The 17,851-nt window shown below is 66.6% G+C and carries 17 protein-coding genes; 10 read left to right on the plus strand and 7 right to left on the minus strand.

The genetic code is table 11. The annotated features are described in order from the left end of the window. Positions 1 to 21: 21 nt before the first annotated feature. The 7 genes from A9D14_RS10210 to A9D14_RS10240 all read right to left on the minus strand — a co-directional run bounded on the left by A9D14_RS10210 (position 22) and on the right by A9D14_RS10240 (position 9,513). Positions 22 to 819: an alpha/beta fold hydrolase gene (locus tag A9D14_RS10210; RefSeq protein WP_066845981.1), complete on the minus strand. Its 798-nt coding sequence runs from the start codon at positions 817 to 819 to the stop codon at positions 22 to 24. 88 nt (positions 820 to 907) lie between these two features. Beyond that, on the minus strand, positions 908 to 1,372 hold the full coding sequence (locus tag A9D14_RS10215; RefSeq protein WP_066845984.1) for a GFA family protein: 465 nt from the start codon (positions 1,370 to 1,372) through the stop codon (positions 908 to 910). 6 nt (positions 1,373 to 1,378) lie between these two features. Continuing rightward, the gene (locus A9D14_RS10220) at positions 1,379 to 2,404 is read right to left on the minus strand and encodes an aspartate-semialdehyde dehydrogenase (RefSeq protein ID WP_066845987.1); all 1,026 of its coding nucleotides are present in this window, start codon (positions 2,402 to 2,404) and stop codon (positions 1,379 to 1,381) included. Positions 2,405 to 2,628: 224 nt separating this feature from the next. Next, complete coding sequence (gene egtD, locus A9D14_RS10225; RefSeq protein ID WP_066845990.1) at positions 2,629 to 3,633, minus strand: L-histidine N(alpha)-methyltransferase; 1,005 nt, start codon at positions 3,631 to 3,633, stop codon at positions 2,629 to 2,631. Positions 3,634 to 3,645: 12 nt separating this feature from the next. Beyond that, complete coding sequence (gene egtB / locus A9D14_RS10230; RefSeq protein ID WP_066845993.1) at positions 3,646 to 4,926, minus strand: ergothioneine biosynthesis protein EgtB; 1,281 nt, start codon at positions 4,924 to 4,926, stop codon at positions 3,646 to 3,648. Positions 4,927 to 5,035: 109 nt separating this feature from the next. Beyond that, on the minus strand, positions 5,036 to 6,412 hold the full coding sequence (locus A9D14_RS10235; RefSeq protein WP_066845997.1) for a class II 3-deoxy-7-phosphoheptulonate synthase: 1,377 nt from the start codon (positions 6,410 to 6,412) through the stop codon (positions 5,036 to 5,038). Between the two features lie 131 nt (positions 6,413 to 6,543). Then, positions 6,544 to 9,513, minus strand: coding sequence for a M16 family metallopeptidase (locus A9D14_RS10240; protein WP_066845999.1), 2,970 nt, complete (start codon positions 9,511 to 9,513; stop codon positions 6,544 to 6,546). A 181-nt stretch (positions 9,514 to 9,694) separates the two neighbouring features. On the opposite strand from A9D14_RS10240, the gene A9D14_RS10245 reads away from it, so the two are divergent. From A9D14_RS10245 to ybeY, 10 genes are all read left to right on the plus strand, one after another. Then, positions 9,695 to 10,270 carry a NifU family protein gene (locus A9D14_RS10245; protein WP_066846002.1) on the plus strand — a complete coding sequence of 192 codons (576 nt, stop codon included), beginning with the start codon at positions 9,695 to 9,697 and terminating at the stop codon, positions 10,268 to 10,270. A gap of 53 nt (positions 10,271 to 10,323) precedes the next feature. After that, the gene (tsaB, locus tag A9D14_RS10250) at positions 10,324 to 11,037 is read left to right on the plus strand and encodes a tRNA (adenosine(37)-N6)-threonylcarbamoyltransferase complex dimerization subunit type 1 TsaB (RefSeq protein WP_083988039.1); all 714 of its coding nucleotides are present in this window, start codon (positions 10,324 to 10,326) and stop codon (positions 11,035 to 11,037) included. After that, positions 11,037 to 11,555 (plus strand): GNAT family N-acetyltransferase, encoded by a 519-nt coding sequence (locus A9D14_RS10255; RefSeq protein WP_066846008.1) that lies wholly within the window; start codon positions 11,037 to 11,039, stop codon positions 11,553 to 11,555. Before tsaB ends, A9D14_RS10255 begins: the two co-directional genes overlap by 1 nt. A 229-nt stretch (positions 11,556 to 11,784) precedes the next feature. Then, the gene (locus A9D14_RS10260; protein WP_066846011.1) at positions 11,785 to 12,213 is read left to right on the plus strand and encodes a Ros/MucR family transcriptional regulator; all 429 of its coding nucleotides are present in this window, start codon (positions 11,785 to 11,787) and stop codon (positions 12,211 to 12,213) included. Between the two features lie 189 nt (positions 12,214 to 12,402). After that, a complete protein-coding gene (locus A9D14_RS10265) occupies positions 12,403 to 12,822 on the plus strand; it encodes a Fur family transcriptional regulator (RefSeq protein WP_066846013.1) in 420 nt (139 codons plus the stop codon). Positions 12,823 to 12,829: 7 nt separating this feature from the next. Continuing rightward, on the plus strand, positions 12,830 to 13,564 hold the full coding sequence (locus A9D14_RS10270) for a lysophospholipid acyltransferase family protein (RefSeq protein ID WP_066846016.1): 735 nt from the start codon (positions 12,830 to 12,832) through the stop codon (positions 13,562 to 13,564). Positions 13,565 to 13,575: 11 nt separating this feature from the next. Further along, the gene (miaB, locus tag A9D14_RS10275) at positions 13,576 to 14,910 is read left to right on the plus strand and encodes a tRNA (N6-isopentenyl adenosine(37)-C2)-methylthiotransferase MiaB (RefSeq protein WP_066846019.1); all 1,335 of its coding nucleotides are present in this window, start codon (positions 13,576 to 13,578) and stop codon (positions 14,908 to 14,910) included. Positions 14,911 to 15,014: 104 nt separating this feature from the next. After that, positions 15,015 to 16,046: a hypothetical protein gene (locus A9D14_RS10280; RefSeq protein WP_066846022.1), complete on the plus strand. Its 1,032-nt coding sequence runs from the start codon at positions 15,015 to 15,017 to the stop codon at positions 16,044 to 16,046. A gap of 237 nt (positions 16,047 to 16,283) precedes the next feature. Beyond that, positions 16,284 to 17,267, plus strand: a complete 984-nt coding sequence (locus A9D14_RS10285; protein WP_066846025.1) for a PhoH family protein — start codon at positions 16,284 to 16,286, stop codon at positions 17,265 to 17,267. A 24-nt stretch (positions 17,268 to 17,291) separates the two neighbouring features. Then, complete coding sequence (ybeY, locus tag A9D14_RS10290) at positions 17,292 to 17,795, plus strand: rRNA maturation RNase YbeY (RefSeq protein ID WP_066846028.1); 504 nt, start codon at positions 17,292 to 17,294, stop codon at positions 17,793 to 17,795. The last annotated feature ends 56 nt before the right edge of the window (positions 17,796 to 17,851 follow it).

Consider the following 17,851-nt stretch of genomic DNA (forward strand, 5'->3'; position numbering starts at 1 on the left):
GGCCGGCAGTGCGGCGCGCGATTAGTCGCCGAAGAATTTCACCAGTTCGCGCCCAAGCGCCTTTTCCGTGACGCTCGACATGTGGGTGCCGGGGATCCACGCCGTCTGCGCGTTGGGCAGCGCCTGGGCCAGCGCTTCGGGCGAGCCGTTGTCCTTGTCCTCGGTGCCGCACAGCACCAGGATCGGCATTTGCGGGACCGACAGCTGCGCGCGGTCGATCGCAAGGCCGGTGGAGGACAGCAGCAGCCGGGCGGCAACGCGGTCGATCTTCTGCGTCTTCATGAAGGAGACGGCGAAGAAATGCGTGTCGCCGCGCTTCGCCGTGTCGAAATTGTCGATGGCGTCGATGAAGAACCCGGCGCGGCGGCGGAATTCCATCAGCCCTTCAAGCCCCATGCCCACCAACGCCAGCCTGCGCGGGGTCATCCCCGCGATCGCCCCGCCCAGCACCGTGCGCGAGCCGAGCGAGAAACCGGCGAGATCGTATGGCGCCCCGCCCTCGCCCAGCCCGTAATGCGCGATCACATCCTCGAGGTCGTTGACCAGCACCGACGGCGGATAGCAGGCGGGATCGTGCGGCGCCTCGCTATGCGCATGGGCGCGCAGGTCGGGCATGAAGAGCGAGAAGCCCGCCTCGGCCAGCTGGCGCGCGTGGCCGAACTTGATCCAGTTGACCTCTGCGCTGGAAAACAGCCCGTGCAGCAGCACCAGCGGCTTACCCTCTCCGCCGGCGGGATCCATGCGGTGCACCGCAAGCCTGGTGCCGTCGCGGGCGGTGACATTCTCTAGGGAAACGGGCAGGTCGCTGGGTTCGGTCATGCCGGGTGACTAGCGGGCTTTCGCGCGCCCGCCAATCCCGGCCTTCGTTCCGACCTGTCCGGACATGCACTCGTGTCCGGGGCGGCGCCTATTCGGGAACGGGCAGCCCCGCGCTGCCCCATGCCCTGATCGCGCTATCGAGCTGGGTGACCTTCACGCCGGGCAGATGGCTGGTATCTTCCCACGCGGCATGCCTGCTTTCGATACCGCAGTTCGAAACTGGCACGAAATAGCCCGGATCGTCGAAGCTGCCGACGGTAAGGTCGAGATATTTGCTGCCCAGAAAGGCGAAGCCCAGCGGCGTTCCGCACCGCGCGCAGAACGGGCGATGCGCGATGGGAGAGCTGGCGTACCATTCAGGCTGGCCCGACCATTGCAGCGTTTCCGCGGCCACGTTCCTGAACGCGATGGAGACGCCGCCGGTCGCCTTCTGGCACATGCGGCAATGGCAAAGATACGCCTCGTCATCCGCTACCGCCACGCGGTAGCGGACCGCGCCGCACTGGCAGCCGCCCTCCATCACGCGCTGTCCGGTGGTGGAGGGCGCTGCCATCGCGGGTCAGCCTTTCTTGAGGTGGCGGCGTCCCAGCAGTTCCGCGATCTGCACCGCGTTCAGCGCCGCGCCCTTGCGCAGATTGTCCGACACGCACCACAGGGCAAGACCGTTGTCGACGGTCGAATCCTCGCGCACGCGACTGATATAGGTGGCGTAATCGCCCACGCATTCGACCGGGGTGACGTATCCGCCGTCCTCGCGTTTGTCGACCAGCATGATGCCGGGCGCCTCGCGCAGGATGTCCTGTGCCTGCTCGGCGGAGATCTCGTTCTCGAACTCGATGTTGATCGATTCCGAATGGCCGACGAACACGGGCACGCGCACGCAGGTGGCCTGCACCTTGACCTTGGGATCCAGGATCTTCTTGGTCTCAGCGACCATCTTCCACTCTTCCTTGGTCGACCCGTCGTCGAGGAAGACGTCGATGTGCGGGATCACGTTGAAGGCGATCTGCTTGGTGAACTTGGCCGGTTCGGGCTTGTCGCCGACGAAGATCGCGCGGCTCTGTTCGAACAGCTCGTCCATGCCCTGCTTGCCCGCGCCCGACACCGACTGATAGGTCGAGACGACGACGCGCTTGATCCTGGCTACGTCGTGCAGCGGCTTGAGCGCCACGACCATCTGCGCGGTCGAGCAATTGGGGTTCGCGATGATGTTCTTCTTCTTGTAGCCGTCGATCGCGTCGGGGTTAACCTCGGGCACGATCAGCGGCACGTCGGGGTCCATGCGGTAGAGCGAGGAATTGTCGATCACCACGCAGCCCGCCGCCGCCGCCTTGGGCGCATATTCGGCCGTGGGGCCGCTGCCTGCCGCGAACAGCGCGATATCATAGCCCGAGAAGTCGAAATGCTCGATATTCTTGCATTTGATCATCTGGCCGGTGTCGCCAATCTCGATCTCGGTCCCGACCGAGCGCGAGGAGGCAACCGCCGCGATCTCGTCATAAGGGAAGGCCCGCTCGGCGAGGATGGCCAGCATCTCGCGTCCGACATTGCCCGTGGCTCCAACGACTGCCACCCGATAACCCATGATACTTGCTTTCTTGTTCGTGAATGATAATTGCGTGAAGTTCCACCGGCCCTGCCTGCGGAATGCGCGCGGTAGTCAAAGCCTGCAATCAGCGCAAGCAATTGCAGGCTTCAGGGGGCGAAGCGGGGCTTGGGCAGGCGGGCGCAGGACCCCGGGAGCCGCTTGCCGGACCGAAGGGGGCGCGGGCGAACTCGCATCGCCGATCGCCGCCGCGCGGTTCTGACTTAGGGCGCAGATCGCAGCGGGCTGGCTTCGGCCAGGATCAGCATGAAGCGGCTGTCGTGATCGTTCCAGCGTTCGAGCGGAGTCCAGCCGCCGGCCAGCAGCAGCGCGGCGGCAGAGCGGCGGCCGTATTTGTGACTGTTCTCGGTATGGATCGTTTCGCCTGCCGACATGGTAAACTCGCGCTCGCAGACGGTGAAGGCGATGTCGCGCTGGGCTTCCAGGTGCATTTCGACGCGGGCGATGTCGTCGTTCCAGACCGCCTTGTGGCGGAATGCATCGACCGGCATGGTGCCGTCCAGCTCGCGGTTGATGCGGGTGATCAGGTTCAGGTTGAACGCTGCCGTCACTCCTTGCGAATCGTCATAGGCGGGGATGAGCAGCTTGCGGCTCTTGATCCGGTCCATGCCGATCAGCAGCAGCGGGGGCGCGCCCTCGGGGCTGCCCGCCTCCAGCGTGGCGCGCATTTCGCGCAGCATGTCGACCGCGGTGCGCGGCACCATGTTGCCGATGGTGGAGCCGGGGAAGAAGCCCAGCCGCGCCGTACCGTCGATCTCGGCCGGCATGGTGACGCGGCGGGTGAAATCGGCCTCGACCGGGTGGATCGGCAGGTCGGGTAGCTTCTCGGCCAGCCGGTCGGCGGACGCGCGCAGGAATTCGCCCGAGATGTCGATCGGCACGTAGGCCAACGGTTCGATCGCGCGCAGCAGAAGCGGCGTCTTGGCCGAGCTGCCCGATCCGAATTCGACCACCGCGCGGCCCGGCCCGATGGCGGCGCGGAAATCGCCGCTGTGGGCGCGCAGGATCTCCTTCTCGGCGCGGGTCGGGTAATATTCGGGCAGCCGGGTGATATCCTCGAACAGCTGCGATCCGCGTTCGTCATAGAACCAACGCGCCGGCACCGCCTTTTGCGGTTCGGACAGGCCCTTCAGCACGTCGCGCTTGAATGCCTTGTCGATGCCGGCTTCATCCTCGTCAACGATGCGCAGCGCTTGCTGAACCGTCATCGGGCACTCTCCCTAGATGTCTTGTGCCAGCCTGAGGCCCGTGAACTGCCAACGCTGGTGGGGGTAGAAGAAATTGCGATAGCTGGGGCGCGAATGGCCGCGCGCGGTGGCGCAGCTGGCGCCCTTGAGCACGAACTGGCCGCTCATGAACTTGCCGTTGTACTCGCCGACCGCGCCCTCGGCGGGCGAGAAGCCGGGATAGGGAAGATAGGCCGAGCGGGTCCATTGCCAGCAGCTGCCGAAAAGGTCGGGCGTCGCGGCGGGCTGGACCGTTTCGGCGCGGTCCATCTGCTGGCCGCCGGCCGGGTCGGCATCCGCGGCGGCGACTTCCCATTCGGCTTCGGTCGGCAGGCGCTTTCCCGCCCACGAGGCAAAGGCGTCGGCTTCGTAATAGGAGATATGCGTGGCGGGCGCGTCGGGGTCGCGGGGCTGCCATCCGGCCAGGGTGAAGTGATCGTCGCCGTGCCAGTAGAGCGGAGCCTCGACCCCTTCGCGGTTTACCCATGCCCAGCCGTCGGACAGCCAGAGCGCCGGATCGCGATAGCCGCCGTCGGCGATGAATTCGGCCCATTCCCGGTTGCTGACAAGGCTTCGCGACAGGCGGAACGGTTCGAGCAGCACGCGGTGGCGCGGGCCTTCGCAATCGAAGCAGAAGCGCGTGTCGGCACAGTCCTGCCCGATGCGCGCGATGCCGCCCTGGTGCTCGATCCAGCCTTCGCCCTTGTGCTGCGGCGTGTCCGGCAGGCGATCGAACATCGCGGGGCCGAGCGGGTTCTGGAACAGGGCGTGCTTGATGTCGGTCAGCAGCAATTCCTGATGTTGCTGCTCATGCGCGATGCCCAGCGCGATCAGCGGGGCGCAATCCTCGCGGCCCAGCAGCGATTCCATCGCGTGGTCGATGGCGCGGCGAAAGGCGATGCATTCGTCCAGCGCCGGGCGCGACAGCATCCCGCGCGAAAAGCGGGCGATGCGCTGGCCCTCGGCCTCGTAATACGAGTTGAACAGGAAGGGAAAGCGTTCGTCGAAAAGGCGGTAGCCGGGCAGATGATCGCGCAGCAGGAAGGTTTCGAAGAACCAGCTGGTATGCGCCAGATGCCATTTCGCGGGGCTGGCATCCTCCATCGACTGGATGGTGGCGTCCGCGTCGGACAGATGTTCGGCAAGGGCAAGGCTGAGCGCGCGGGTAGATCGGAAACTGTCGGAGAGCGAGGGTGCGGGCCTGGAAGATCGTCCTGCCTCCCCCCCGGCATGCACATTACCGGGCACGAGCGTTTTCTGGGCGGCTGTGTCCATGGCGGGTAAAATGCGCGAGACGGGCAGTTGTGCCCGCCTCGCGGCAAATTAACCGTGCTTTGCCCCAAAGGACATGAGGAGGCCCGAACGCCTGCCCCGGAACGCCTGCCTACGCCGCGTCGCGGCGGGCCAGTACCTCGGCGTTCAGTTCCTCGGCCAGCAGGAAGGCCAGTTCGATCGACTGCGCGGCGTTGAGGCGCGGGTCGCAATGCGTGCGATAGCGCGCCGACAGCAGGTCGTCGGTGATGGCGACCGCGCCGCCGGTGCATTCGGTCACGTCCTGCCCCGTCATCTCGATATGGATGCCGCCTGCATGCGTGCCCTCGGCCCGGTGGACCGCGAAGAAGCCCTTCACCTCGGACAGGATGCGGTCGAAGGGCCGCGTCTTGAAGCCGCTTTCCGACTTGATGACATTGCCGTGCATGGGATCGCACGACCACACCACCGGATGGCCTTCGCGCTTCACCGCGCGGACCAGCGGGGCAAGGCCTGCCTCCACCTTCTCGTGCCCGAAGCGGCTGATCAGCGTGATCCGCCCCGCCTGGCGCCCGGGGTTCAGCGTGTCGAGCATCGACAGCAGCGCGTCGGGCGACAGCGACGGGCCGCACTTCATGCCGATGGGATTGCCGACGCCGCGCAGGAATTCGACATGGGCCGACCCTTCGAACCGGGTGCGGTCGCCGATCCACAGCATGTGCGCGCTGGTGTCGTACCACTCGCCCGTCAGCGAATCGCGGCGGGTCATCGCCTGCTCGTAGGGCAGCAGCAGCGCTTCGTGGCTGGTGTAGAAATTGGTGCCCTGGAGCTGCGGCACGGTCGCCGGATCGACGCCGCAGGCTTCCATGAAGTCGAGCGCCTCGCTGATGCGGTCCGCCATCTGGGCAAAGCGCGTGCCCCACGGACTGCGGTCCATGAAATCCAGCGTCCACTGGTGCACCTGGCGCAAGTTCGCATAGCCGCCCCCCGCGAAGGCGCGCAGCAGGTTCAGCGTGGCCGCGGCCTGGCTATAGGCGCGGATCATGCGTTCGGGATCGGGCTTGCGGCCCTCCGCCTCGAACGCGATGTCGTTGATGTTGTCGCCGAAATAGCTGGGCAGCTCGACGCCGTCCTTGACCTCGACATCGCTGGAGCGCGGCTTGGCGAACTGGCCCGCCATGCGGCCGACCTTCACCACCTTCTGCTTGCTGGCGAAGGTCAGCACGACCGCCATCTGCAGGATCACGCGGAACGTGTCGCGGATATTGTCGGGATGGAATTCGGCGAAGCTCTCGGCGCAGTCGCCGCCCTGCAGCAGGAAGCCCTTGCCCTGCGACACCTCGCCCAGATCGGCCTTCAGCGCGCGCGCCTCGCCCGCGAAGACGAGCGGGGGAAACCGGGTCAGCCTGTGCTCCGCATCGGCCAGCGCCGCTGCGTCGGCATAGGCGGGAAGATGCCTTGCTTCCTGCGATTTCCAGCTTTCGGGGCTCCAGTCCGCCGTCTTGTTCACTTCGTCACTCCATCGCCTGCCGGACCGCCCTGCTGGGGTGCCGCGGCAGTTTCCTGCTCCATCCGGTCTGTCGGAATGGAGCCGCCCTTACCCCCTGGGGCAGGTCAATGCAAAGGTTTCAGCCGCAACGATCAGCGCGATGCCGCCGCTTCCGCCGTGCCGTTGCCCGCGCTTGCCGTCGCGCCCGCATTGCCCCCGGGCACGATCTGGACCCGCATCGTATCGGCGGTCAGGTAACGCTGCGCCAGCGCCTGCATCTCTTCCGGCGTCACCTGCGAATAGTCGCGGATGATGGTGCGGATCTGGTCGATCCGGCGCGGATCGCGCGATGCGCCGCCCAGTTCGCTCAGCCAGAAGCCGTTCCCGCTCGACACCCGCTCGATATAGGTGCGCAGCGGTTCGGTGACGCGGGCAATCTCTTCCGCGCTGGGCGGATTGGTCGCAAGATCCTCGGCAATGCTGGTCGCGGTGTCGAAGAACACCTGCACCTCGTCCGGCTCGACCTGCGCCATCGCGATGATCGACCCGCCGGTGTCGCGGTCCAGCGGCCAGCGCGAGGCGACATTGGGCGAATAGCTGGCGCCCAGCTTTTCACGCATCGCGTCGAACAGCCGGTTGGAAAAGATCTGCGTAAGCACCTGCGTCTTGCGCGACAGGGTCACGTCGTCGCGCCCGCCGCCGGTCGGCCAGGCGACCACCGCCGCAGCCTCGTCTCCGTCGCCGCGGTGGGTCAGGACGAAGGGCTCGCCGCCCGCCTTCGGCGGGGCCGACAATTGCGGCATCGCCGCCGCCGGTTCGCGCGGCGCAAGCGCGCCAAAGGTCTTTTCAAGCGCGGCAATGCCTTCCGCGCGGTCGAAGTCGCCGAAGATCTCGACCTGGATCGGGCCGCTGGCCAGCACCGGGGCCCAGGTCTCCTGGAAATCCTGTGCGGTCACGGCCTGCAGTTCGGCAGGCGTCGGCGCCTTGAAGCGCGGATCCTCGCCCCGTAGCAGATATTCGAAATCGCGGCTGAGGATGCCCGAGGGGCTGGCGGCATAGGAATCGTAGCTGATCGACAGCCCGGCCTTGGCGCGTTCCAGCGGCGCGGTGTCCCAGCGCGGATCGGCCAGCTTGGCGGCGAACAGATAGAGCTGATCCGCAAGGTCGGCGGCACGCGTTTCGCCCGCGAAGACGAAATCGCTGTCGTCGATCGAGAATTGCAGCCCCATCTTGCGGCCCGTCGAGATGCGGTCGAGCGCGTCCTGGTCGAGCGTGCCGATGCCCGATCCCATCAGCGCGACCTCGCCCAGCGCGATTTCCGCGTTGTCCCCGGCGTCGAACGCGCCATAGCCCGATCCGAAGCGAACGCGCACGCTGACGCGGCCCGGTTCGGCGGTGCTGGGCCAGATCATCGCGGTGACGCCGTTCGACAGGCGCAGCAGCTCGATCTCGAACAATCCGGTCGGGGCCTGCGCCACCACGGTGCCCGGCGTGCCGAGCGAGGGGAGTTCCTCGAACGAGATCGCCTCGCCCGTGACGCGGGCGGTATCGTCGGCTTCGACCGGCTGCAGCAGCGCGGCGCGAAAGGCGGCCTCGTCCGCTTCGCTGGCGGCGGGCACGCTCATCAGACCGCGCACCACGTCGCCGCTGAACAGCTGGCGCGTGCGCTTCAGCAGCAGTTCGGGAGTCAGCTTGGGCTGCATCCCCTCGAACACGTCCTGCACCACTTCGGGCGCGGCGACGGTTTCGCGGATATTGATCGCCTCGACCACATTGTCGACCAGGTCGGATGCCTGCTGCACGTCGCGGGTCTCGACCCCGACGCGGAAGGCGTTCTCGAACTCCGCCGCCTCGCGGTCGATCTCCTCCTGCGTGGGCGGGTTCTCGATCGCGTCCTTGATGACCGCGCGCACGTCCAGCAGCGCGGCCTTCCAGTCCGGGCCCAGCGGGGTGATCGACACGAAGGTCGCATCGGTCGATCGGTTGAGATCGTCCTGCGCCACCGACGCGGCAAGGAAGCTGCCCCCGCCGCGCGCCGCCGTTTCAAGGCGGCGATTGATGATCGACATGGCGAGCTGGTCGGTCAGCAGCCCTTCGTTATATTCGATGGTGTCGACGACCGGGCGCCACGGACGCATCACGGCATAGCCGATGTTGCGCGGCAGGTCGGGTTCGACGATCACGCTGACCTTGTCGACCGGGGCAAGCGCCCCGGGCGCGGTCTGCGCATTGGGGCCAGGCACGGGATCGCCGAAGGGCGGCGCAGGCGTGGCGACGCCCTCGGCCTTCCAGTCGCTGAACGCGGTCTGCACCGCCTGTTCCAGCACCGAGGTCGGGAAATCGCCCGCGACCACGATGATCGTGTTGTCGGGCCGGTACCAGCGGTCGTAGAACGCACTGACGCTGTCGCCGGTGGCCGCCTGCAGCGTTTCCACCGTGCCGATCGGCAGGCGTTCGGCGATGCGCTGGCCCGCGAAATAGGTCTGCTGCGTGGCTTCGGAAATGCGCCGCCCCGCCGCGCCGCGCTCACGCCGTTCGGCCAGCACGATGGGCAGTTCGGTCTGGACATTGGCGTCGGACAGCACCGGGCCGGTCACCATGCCCGACAGCAGCCTGAACACTTCGGCCAGCTTGGCCTGGTCGACATCGGGCACGTCGACGTTGAACACGGTCTGGGTGGGCGATGTGAACGCGCCGGTGTCCGCGCCGATTGTGGTGCCCAGCTCGCGCCAGCGTTCGATCGCCTGGCCGTTCGCCAGATACCGGGATTCGCGGAACACCAGATGTTCGAGCAAATGGGCAAAGCCGCGCTCGCTATCCGCCTCGTGGATCGAGCCGGCATCGACCGCCACGCGGACCGAGACCTGGTTTGCGGGAATGTCGTTCTGCCTGACCGCATAGCGCAGGCCGTTGTCCAGCTCGCCGAAGACCCATTCCTCGTCCACCGGGATGTCGCTGCCGCGATAGAGCCACGGGCGGTCCTGCTCGACCTGCGGCCAGTCGCGCTTCGCCTCGGCCGAAGGGGCTGGCTGGGCGGCCGCGGGCGCGGCGACGATAAGCGAGGTGCTGGCAAGCAGGGCGGCAAGCGCGGCGGTGACCGCTTGGCGGGAATGGAATTGCATGGTGCCTGTATAGGAATGGGCGCCATGAAGCGCCAGTGAATGCGGGTAAGCGAATGCGGGAAAGCGAAACCTCGAAAAAATCCGTGCCTGGTATGGCCGGTCCCGCTGGCGGATAGGCGTGCTTGGGTCCCGGCAAGCAATCGCCGCTTGAACGGCGGGGCGCTTCGCCTAAATCAGGGTGATGTATATAGAGACCGAAACCACCCCCAATCCCGCCACGCTGAAATTCCTGCCCGGGCGGCAGGTGATGGCATCGGGCACGCGCGACTTCGCCGACCCCGAAAGCGCGGAAGTTTCGCCGCTCGCATCGGCGCTGTTCTCGCTGGGCGACGTGACGGGCGTGTTCTTCGGTTCCGACTTCGTGTCCGTCACCGCGGCGCAGGGCACCGACTGGGCTGCGCTGAAACCGCAGGTGGTGGCGGTGCTGCTCGACCATTTCGTGTCCGAAGCGCCCCTGTTCGCGGGCGGCGATGCGGTCGGCTTCGCGGTTCCGGCCGAGGACGAGGCCATCGAGGACAGCCCCGAGGACGCCGACGTCGTCGCACAGATCCGCGAACTGATCGAAACGCGCGTGCGCCCCGCCGTGGCGGGCGATGGCGGCGATATCGTCTATCGCGGCTTCCGCGAAGGCGTGGTCTTCCTGCAGATGCAGGGCGCCTGCTCGGGTTGTCCCTCCTCGACAGCGACGCTGAAGCAGGGCATCGAGGGTCTGCTGAAACATTACGTTCCCGAAGTGACCGAGGTGCGCGCGGCCTGACCGGCCTTTCGCGGCCCCGCTCCCAAGGGGACCGCTTGAGAAGGACCTGTTTGGTGCGCACTCTCGTCATCGATTGCGCGACGGAAAATTGTTCGGCCGCCCTTTTTGAGGGAGCGGGCGATGCATTGCGCCTGATCGATGCCCGCTGCGAAACCCTGGGCCGCGGCCATGCCGAGCGGCTGGTGCCGATGATCGGCGAACTGGCGGATGGCGGACGCGCGGAGCGGATCGCGGTATCGACCGGCCCCGGCAGCTTTACCGGCATTCGCGTGGGACTGGCCGCCGCCAAGGCGCTGGCGCTGGCGTGGCGCGCCGAGCTGGTCGGCTTCCCGACACTGGCGCTGATCGCGGCGCAGGCGCGGATCGAGCACGGCGAGCAGGCCGTCGGCATCGCCAATAATGCGGGCCACGGCGAATGGTTCGTGCAGCGCTTCGCCGCCTCTGGCCTTCCCTGCGATGACGCCCGCTCGCTACCCCCTGCCGAAGCGCAGCAGGCACTGGAGGCACAAATGGTCGCGGGCAGCAGGGCCGAGGCGCTGGTCGAGGCGCGCGGCTTCGGCGAGGCGCTGGCGGTCCTGCCCGACGCGCGCGCCTTTGCCGCCCTGCCCGCCGCATTGCTGTCGGCCGATCCCCGCCCTTCCTATGGCCGCAAGCCCGATGCCGCGCTTCCCGGTTCCGCTGGGCCCGGTTCCGCGCGTTCCGCTGCTGTACTGGCCGGCGACGAAGGCGCAAGGCAGCGCGGGGCCGGTGCACCGCAGGCCGGCTGATGGCCGAACAGCGCATCGCGGATGCGATCATGCGGGTCATGGACATGGCCTTCGACCCGGTATTCGGGGAAGCCTGGACCCGCTCGCAATTGCTGGGCGCGCTGGTCCTGCCCGATACGCGCTGCGTACTGATCGACGACGCGGGCAATTTGGCACCGCCCTATCTCGACCGGCCTGATGTCGACCGGCCTGATGTCGACCGGCCCGATCTCGACCGAATCTGCGGCTTCGCATTGCTGCGGCGCGTGCTGGATGAGGAGGAATTGCTGCTGATCGCCATCTCGCCCGAATCGCGGGGGCGCGGCCTGGGTGCGCGGTTGCTGGACCGGGCGGTCGAAACCTCGCGCGACCTGGGTTGTTCGAAGATATTCCTCGAAATGCGCGACGATAATCCGGCGCGTCATCTGTATCATGCGCGCGGCTTCAGGCCGGTCGGGCTAAGGCGCGACTATTATTCGGGACGCGATGGTAAAAGGCGAAATGCGATTACTTTCATGCGCATGATTAACGCGCCGTAAACCGATTATTCGCCAGAAGCCGATCCCTGGCGCGCCGCAAGCGAAGCAGTACCCGCTGCAATGCTTCCTCAATTCGGAATTTAAGATTTGAATGAGCGGTTTTTTCAATGAAAACCGCGGCCGGAATAGTTGTATTTTAATAAATGATGCCTACTACGACGCTTAACGCCGGTCTGGCTTTCGGGGTGGCCCGCACGGCGCCAAGAACCGTACTGAAAGGATAATTGTCATGGATAATCCCGTACTCGACGTGAACGAGACTCTGATTACGCTCACGTCGGATATCGTGGCCGCTCACGTCAGCAACAATAATGTCGAAGTTGGTGATGTTCCCTCGCTCATCAGCAACGTTTATGCTGCTCTCGCCGGATTGGGCGAAGCCAAGCAGGAGGAAGAGGCGCCGCCCGAACCGGCCGTGTCGATCCGCTCCTCGATCAAGCCCGACTACATCGTGTGTCTGGAAGACGGCAAGAAGCTGAAGATGCTGAAGCGCCATCTGATGACGCATTACAACATGACCCCCGACGAATATCGCCAGCGCTGGAACCTGCCTGCCGACTATCCGATGGTCGCCCCCAACTATGCGGAAAAGCGCCGGGAACTGGCGAAGAAGATCGGCCTTGGGCGCAAGCCCGGCGGTCGCCGCAAGAAGGCCTGACCTTCTGCGGTTCGCGGGCCCCCGATCGGGCCCGCTACCGCCTGGCCGGCCCTATCCCCCACCCCCTCCCCGGCCGGGACGGATACAATGTTTCAGGGCGGTTGCGTTGGCGGCGGCGCGGTCTATGATCGCGGCGAAGCGGTGCAACCGCCCTTTGCTTTCTCCTGACGTATTCAAGGTCGTAACCCCGTGCCCAATCCGATCGATATCGAGGCGATCTGCGCCGAACGCGGTCTCCGCATCACCGAACAGCGCCGCGTGATCGCCAAGGTGCTGTCCGAAAGCACCGATCACCCCGATGTCGAGAAACTGCACGAACGCGCCTCGGCCATCGATCCCGGCATTTCCATCGCCACCGTCTATCGCACCGTCCGCCTGTTCGAAGAGGCGGGGATCCTCGACCGCCACGATTTCGGCGATGGCCGCGCCCGGTACGAGGCTTCACCCGAGGCGCATCACGACCATCTGATCGATGTCGAGACCGGCAAGGTCGTCGAATTCGTCGACCCCGAACTGGAATCGCTGCAGCGCCAGATCGCCGAGAAGCTGGGCTTCCGCCTAGTCGATCACCGGATGGAGCTTTACGGCGTCCGCCTCGACCGGGACTGATCGACGGGTGAACTGGCGCGCGCCGGTCCGGCTGGTCGTACTGGCCCTGTGGCTGGTCGCCTGCGTCACGGCCTATTATCTGCTGGCGCTGCTGCCGGGCCGCAATCCGGTGCCGCCGGTATTCCTGGCCGGGGTCGCCTTCATCGCCGGGGTCCACATCATGGTCGAGGGGCAGCGCCCGCGCCGCGCGATGCTGCTTGCAAACCATGTCAGCTGGCTCGACATTCCGGCGCTGGCCGCGACCGCCCGGTCGGCTTTCGTCGCTCATGACGGGCTGCAGGGCCATCCGGTGTTCAAGACGCTATGCGAGATGAACGACACGGTCTTCATCGCCCGATCGCAGCGCCATACCGTGTCGCGGCAGGTCGACCAGATCCGCGCCGCGATCGACGAATGCGACGTGCTGACGCTTTTCCCCGAAGGCACCACCGGCCCCGGCGATGCGCTGCTGCCGATCAAGAGCAGCCTGCTGTCCGCCATCGATCCCCCGCCCCAGGACGTGCCGGTCGTGCCCGTGCTGCTGCAATACCGCGACCCGCAAGGCATCGCCTGGCTGGGCGATCAGCCGGGGGTCGAGAATTTCATGGCCATCATGGGCCGAGCACGGCCTGTCGAGCTGACCGTGCATTTCCTTCCTCCGCTGGTGGGTCGGGAACTGGCGGGGCGCAAGGCGATGGCGGCTGCGGTGGAGCAGCGGCTGGCGGGGGCGTTGGGACTCGCAAACAAGGCGACAAAGGCGTAAGGGCGCGCCCCATGACATCCGTTACCGAACCCAAGACCTATCGCATCAAGAGCTTCGGCTGCCAGATGAACGTCTATGACGGCGAACGCATGGCCGAGTTGCTGGGCGCGCAAGGCATGTCCGCCGCCCCCGAAGGCAGCGATGCCGACCTTGTCGTGCTCAATACCTGCCATATCCGCGAGAAGGCGGCCGAGAAGGTCTATTCCGACATCGGCCGCTTGCGGCGCGAGGATGGGTCCGCCCCGCTGATCGCGGTCGCCGGCTGCGTCGCGCAGGCCGAGGGCGAGGAGATCATGGCGCGCAGCCCCGACGTGAAGATGGTCGTCGGCCCGCAGGCCTATCACCGCCTGCCCGCCATGATCGAAAAGGCCCGCCGCGGCGAGCGCGTGACCGACACCGACATGCCCGCCAATGCCAAGTTCGGCGTTCTTCCCCAACGCACGAGGCGCGCCCCATCGGCGTTCCTGACCGTGCAGGAAGGCTGCGACAAGTTCTGCACCTATTGCGTGGTGCCCTATACGCGCGGCGCGGAAATCAGCCGTCCCTTCGCCGACCTGGTCGAGGAAGCGAAGCGGCTGGTGGATGCCGGCGCGCGCGAGATCACGCTGCTGGGCCAGAACGTCAACGCCTGGGACGGCGAGGACGACAAGGGCCGTGCCGTCGGGCTCGACGGGCTGATCCTCGAACTGGCCGCGCTGCCCGACCTGCGCCGCATCCGCTATACCACCAGCCATCCCAACGACATGAGCGATGCGCTGATCGCCGCGCATGGCGAGATCGACAAGCTGATGCCCTATCTCCATTTGCCGGTGCAGTCGGGCAGCAATCGCGTGCTTGCCGCCATGAACCGCAGCCACAGCGCCGAAAGCTATGTCGCGCTGATCGAACGCTTTCGCACAGCGCGGCCGGATATCGCCATCAGCGGGGATTTCATCGTCGGCTTTCCCGGCGAGACCGATGCGGAGTTCGAGGATACGCTGAAGATGGTGGACACCATCCGCTATGCCGCCGCCTTCAGCTTCAAATATTCGCCGCGCCCCGGCACGCCTGCCGCGACCATGGACGGCCAGATCGCCAAGGACGTGATGGACGAGCGGTTGCAGCGGCTGCAGGCCGCCTTGCAGCGCGACAGCCTGGCCTTCAACCAGGCATCGGTGGGACGAACCTGCGAGGTGCTGGTCGAGCGCAAGGGCCGCAAGCCGGGCCAGTGGCTGGGCAAGACGCCGTGGCTGCAATCGGCCTGGTTCGCATCCGGTCCGGACAGGGCCGACGCCGCGATCGGCGATCTGGTGCAGGTCGAACTGCTGGCCGCCGGTCCCAATTCGCTGGAAGCGCGCGTCATCTGACGGGCCGGGGGCCAGAAGGGCAGGGAATCTCGCGCGGGGGGCTCGTTAGGCCGGGCGGCGTGCCTCTTGCGGGCGCGGCGGCGACATGGCAACGATTTGCGCAGATGAAGCGCCCGCCGACACTTGCCGCCGATCCTGACCCCAAGCCGACGAGGCGCGGCGCGTTCCGGCTTGGCCTCTGCGCTGCGGTTCTGCTGGCGGGGTGCGATGACGCGCCCGCCGATTCCATGCCAGACCCGCTGCCGCTGACTGCTGGTCCGGCGGCGGACGACATTCCCGATGCGCCGCCCAATCCCGACGGACTGCAGCTTGCCCCCGGCTTCGCGCCGCTGGCGTTCGACCTGGCGAATACCGGCTGGCTGGTGACCGCGGTGGACGGGGTACCCACCGCCGATCTGCAGGACGATCTGGCGACGGTGCATTTCGGCCGCTCCTATCTGCGCTGGGCGGGCTGCGACCAGATGGAGGCGCTCTACATCCCCCTTACCGGCAGCTTCGCGCTGGGCCGGCAGGAGCGCAAGACGAGCGACTGCGCCCAAAGCGAGGTGGACGCTGCGCTGGCATCGGTGCTGGCGGACACGCCGCTGATCGGCCGCAACCGAGAGGGCAAGGTGATGCTGGCGGGCCGGACCCATGCGGTCACGCTCAGCCGGATCGACAGCGGGCCCAGGGATCCCGCCGCGCCGCCGCTCGACGCCGCGCCTTTCGAGATCATGACCGGCGATGCCAATGGCGCGCGCCCGATCCTGTCGCTGCACGACGGGCGCTTCGCCGTCTGGATGGACTGCCCCGCCGCGATCACCGGCAGCCTTCGCCTGATGGACGGGCGGCTGCGCACCGGCAATGTTCAGGTGAAGGATTGCGAGACCTATCGCGCCGCCGCGCGCGACGAGCTGGCTGCGTTCTTCCGCGCCTCTCCCGCCATTGCGTGCGGGCATGACGGCGAACTGATGATGAGCGATGGCGAAACCGTGATCGGCGCGCGCCAGTGCAGCGCCAACCCGGCGCAATGCCGCCGCACCGCCGCCGCCATCGATGTGCCGAAAGACGGGGCCGAATATGGGGCCGAAGAGGAAGCGGAAGACGCGCCCGCCGACCGCGCAGATGCGTCGCAGGCGTTTATCCCCAGCCGCTGAACGGCAGGCGACTTGCCTAAGCCCCGCGGGCACCTATCTTGCTGGATACAAACAGGCCGGTTTTCATCGCGGTCCGAGTCGGTTCCGCATCACCCTTGCCGGTCATGACAAGGAGCACGAGTGAGCCGCAAGAACGCGCGCGTTGCCGCACCCACGGCCCCCACGGGCAACTGGCCCGCCGACCGTCACGGATCGGGCGACCGAACCGCGAATGCCGCCACACGGGCACGGACGGAGATGGAATTTCCCGATGCCGAGATGCTCGGCGCCTTGTTCGGGCAGTTCGACCGCAATCTGGTACAGATAGAAGACCGCCTCGGCGTTTATATCTCGGCGCGCGGCAATCGCGTGCAGATCGAGGGGAGCGAGGAATCCGTCGCCCGTACCCGCGACGTGCTGGCCGGCATGCAGCAGCAGCTAATGTCGGGGTTCGAGCTTGATGCGGGCGCGGTCGATTCGCTGATCGCGATGAGCAGCGAGCCGACGCTGGACGGCATCGTCACCGGCAAGGACGAGACCGGACTGGGCGGCGGCCTGAACCGCAATGGCCGCCCGCAGATCATGATCCGTACCCGCAAGAAGACCATCGCCCCGCGTTCGAAGGCGCAGGAAGCCTATATGCAGGCGCTGGTCAGCAACGACATCATCTTCGCGCTGGGTCCCGCGGGCACGGGCAAGACCTATCTGGCGGTGGCGCAGGCGGTCGCGCAGCTGATCACCGGCAGCGTGCAGCGCCTGATCCTGTCGCGCCCCGCGGTCGAGGCGGGCGAGAAGCTGGGCTTCCTGCCCGGCGACATGAAGGACAAGGTCGATCCCTATCTGCGCCCGCTCTACGACGCATTGTTCGACTGCATGCCCCCCGAACAGGTCGAACGCCGGCTGGCAAGCGGAGAGATCGAGATCGCGCCCATCGCCTTCATGCGCGGACGCACCCTGGCCGATGCCTTCGTCATCCTGGACGAGGCGCAGAACACCACGCGCGAACAGATGAAGATGTTCCTCACCCGGTTCGGCCAGAACAGCCGGATGGTGGTGTGCGGCGATCCCAAGCAGGTCGATATCCCGGGCGGCGACCGCCATTCGGGCCTTGCCGATGCGGTGGACCGGCTGGAAGGCGTCGACAGTATCGCGGTCAGCCGCTTCACCTCTGCCGACGTGGTGCGCCACCCGATCGTGGGGCGCATCGTCGATGCCTATGAAGGATCGGGCGTTGCGGGCTGATACGGGCTGCGTCAGAGGATACGCATGACTTCACCGACGCTGGAAATCGACGTCGCGCCCGAATGGGGCGACGATGTGGACTGGGAATCCCTGGCGAATCGCGCCGCGGAGGCGATTTCGGCCGAAGCGGCGGAGCTGGCCAATCCCGACATGCTGGTCAGCGTGGTCTTTGCCGACGACGAGGAAGTGCATGTCCTGAACCGCCAGTGGCGCGCCAAGGACAAGCCCACCAACGTGCTGAGTTTCCCCATGCTTTCGCGCGAGGAAGTGCTGCGCGCGAATGAGGCGGGGAACCGCGGCGCGCCCGTGATGCTGGGCGATATCGTGCTCGCGCGCGAGACCTGCGCGCGCGAGGCGGCGGAAAAATCGGTTGCACTTGCAGTTCATGCAACGCATCTGGTGATTCACGGACTGCTCCATCTTGCCGGTCACGATCACGAGCTGGGGACGGCCGAGGCCGAGGAGATGGAGGGGCTTGAAGTGCGGGCGCTCGCCCGGCTTGGGATCGGCGATCCCTATCATTCTTGAAACTGGCCGCGCCCGGTCCCCCACCGGCCGGACATAGACGAAGGGTTCGAAAGGCC

This window comes from Croceicoccus marinus (assembly GCF_001661675.2).
Classification (GTDB): Bacteria; Pseudomonadota; Alphaproteobacteria; order Sphingomonadales; family Sphingomonadaceae; genus Croceicoccus; species Croceicoccus marinus.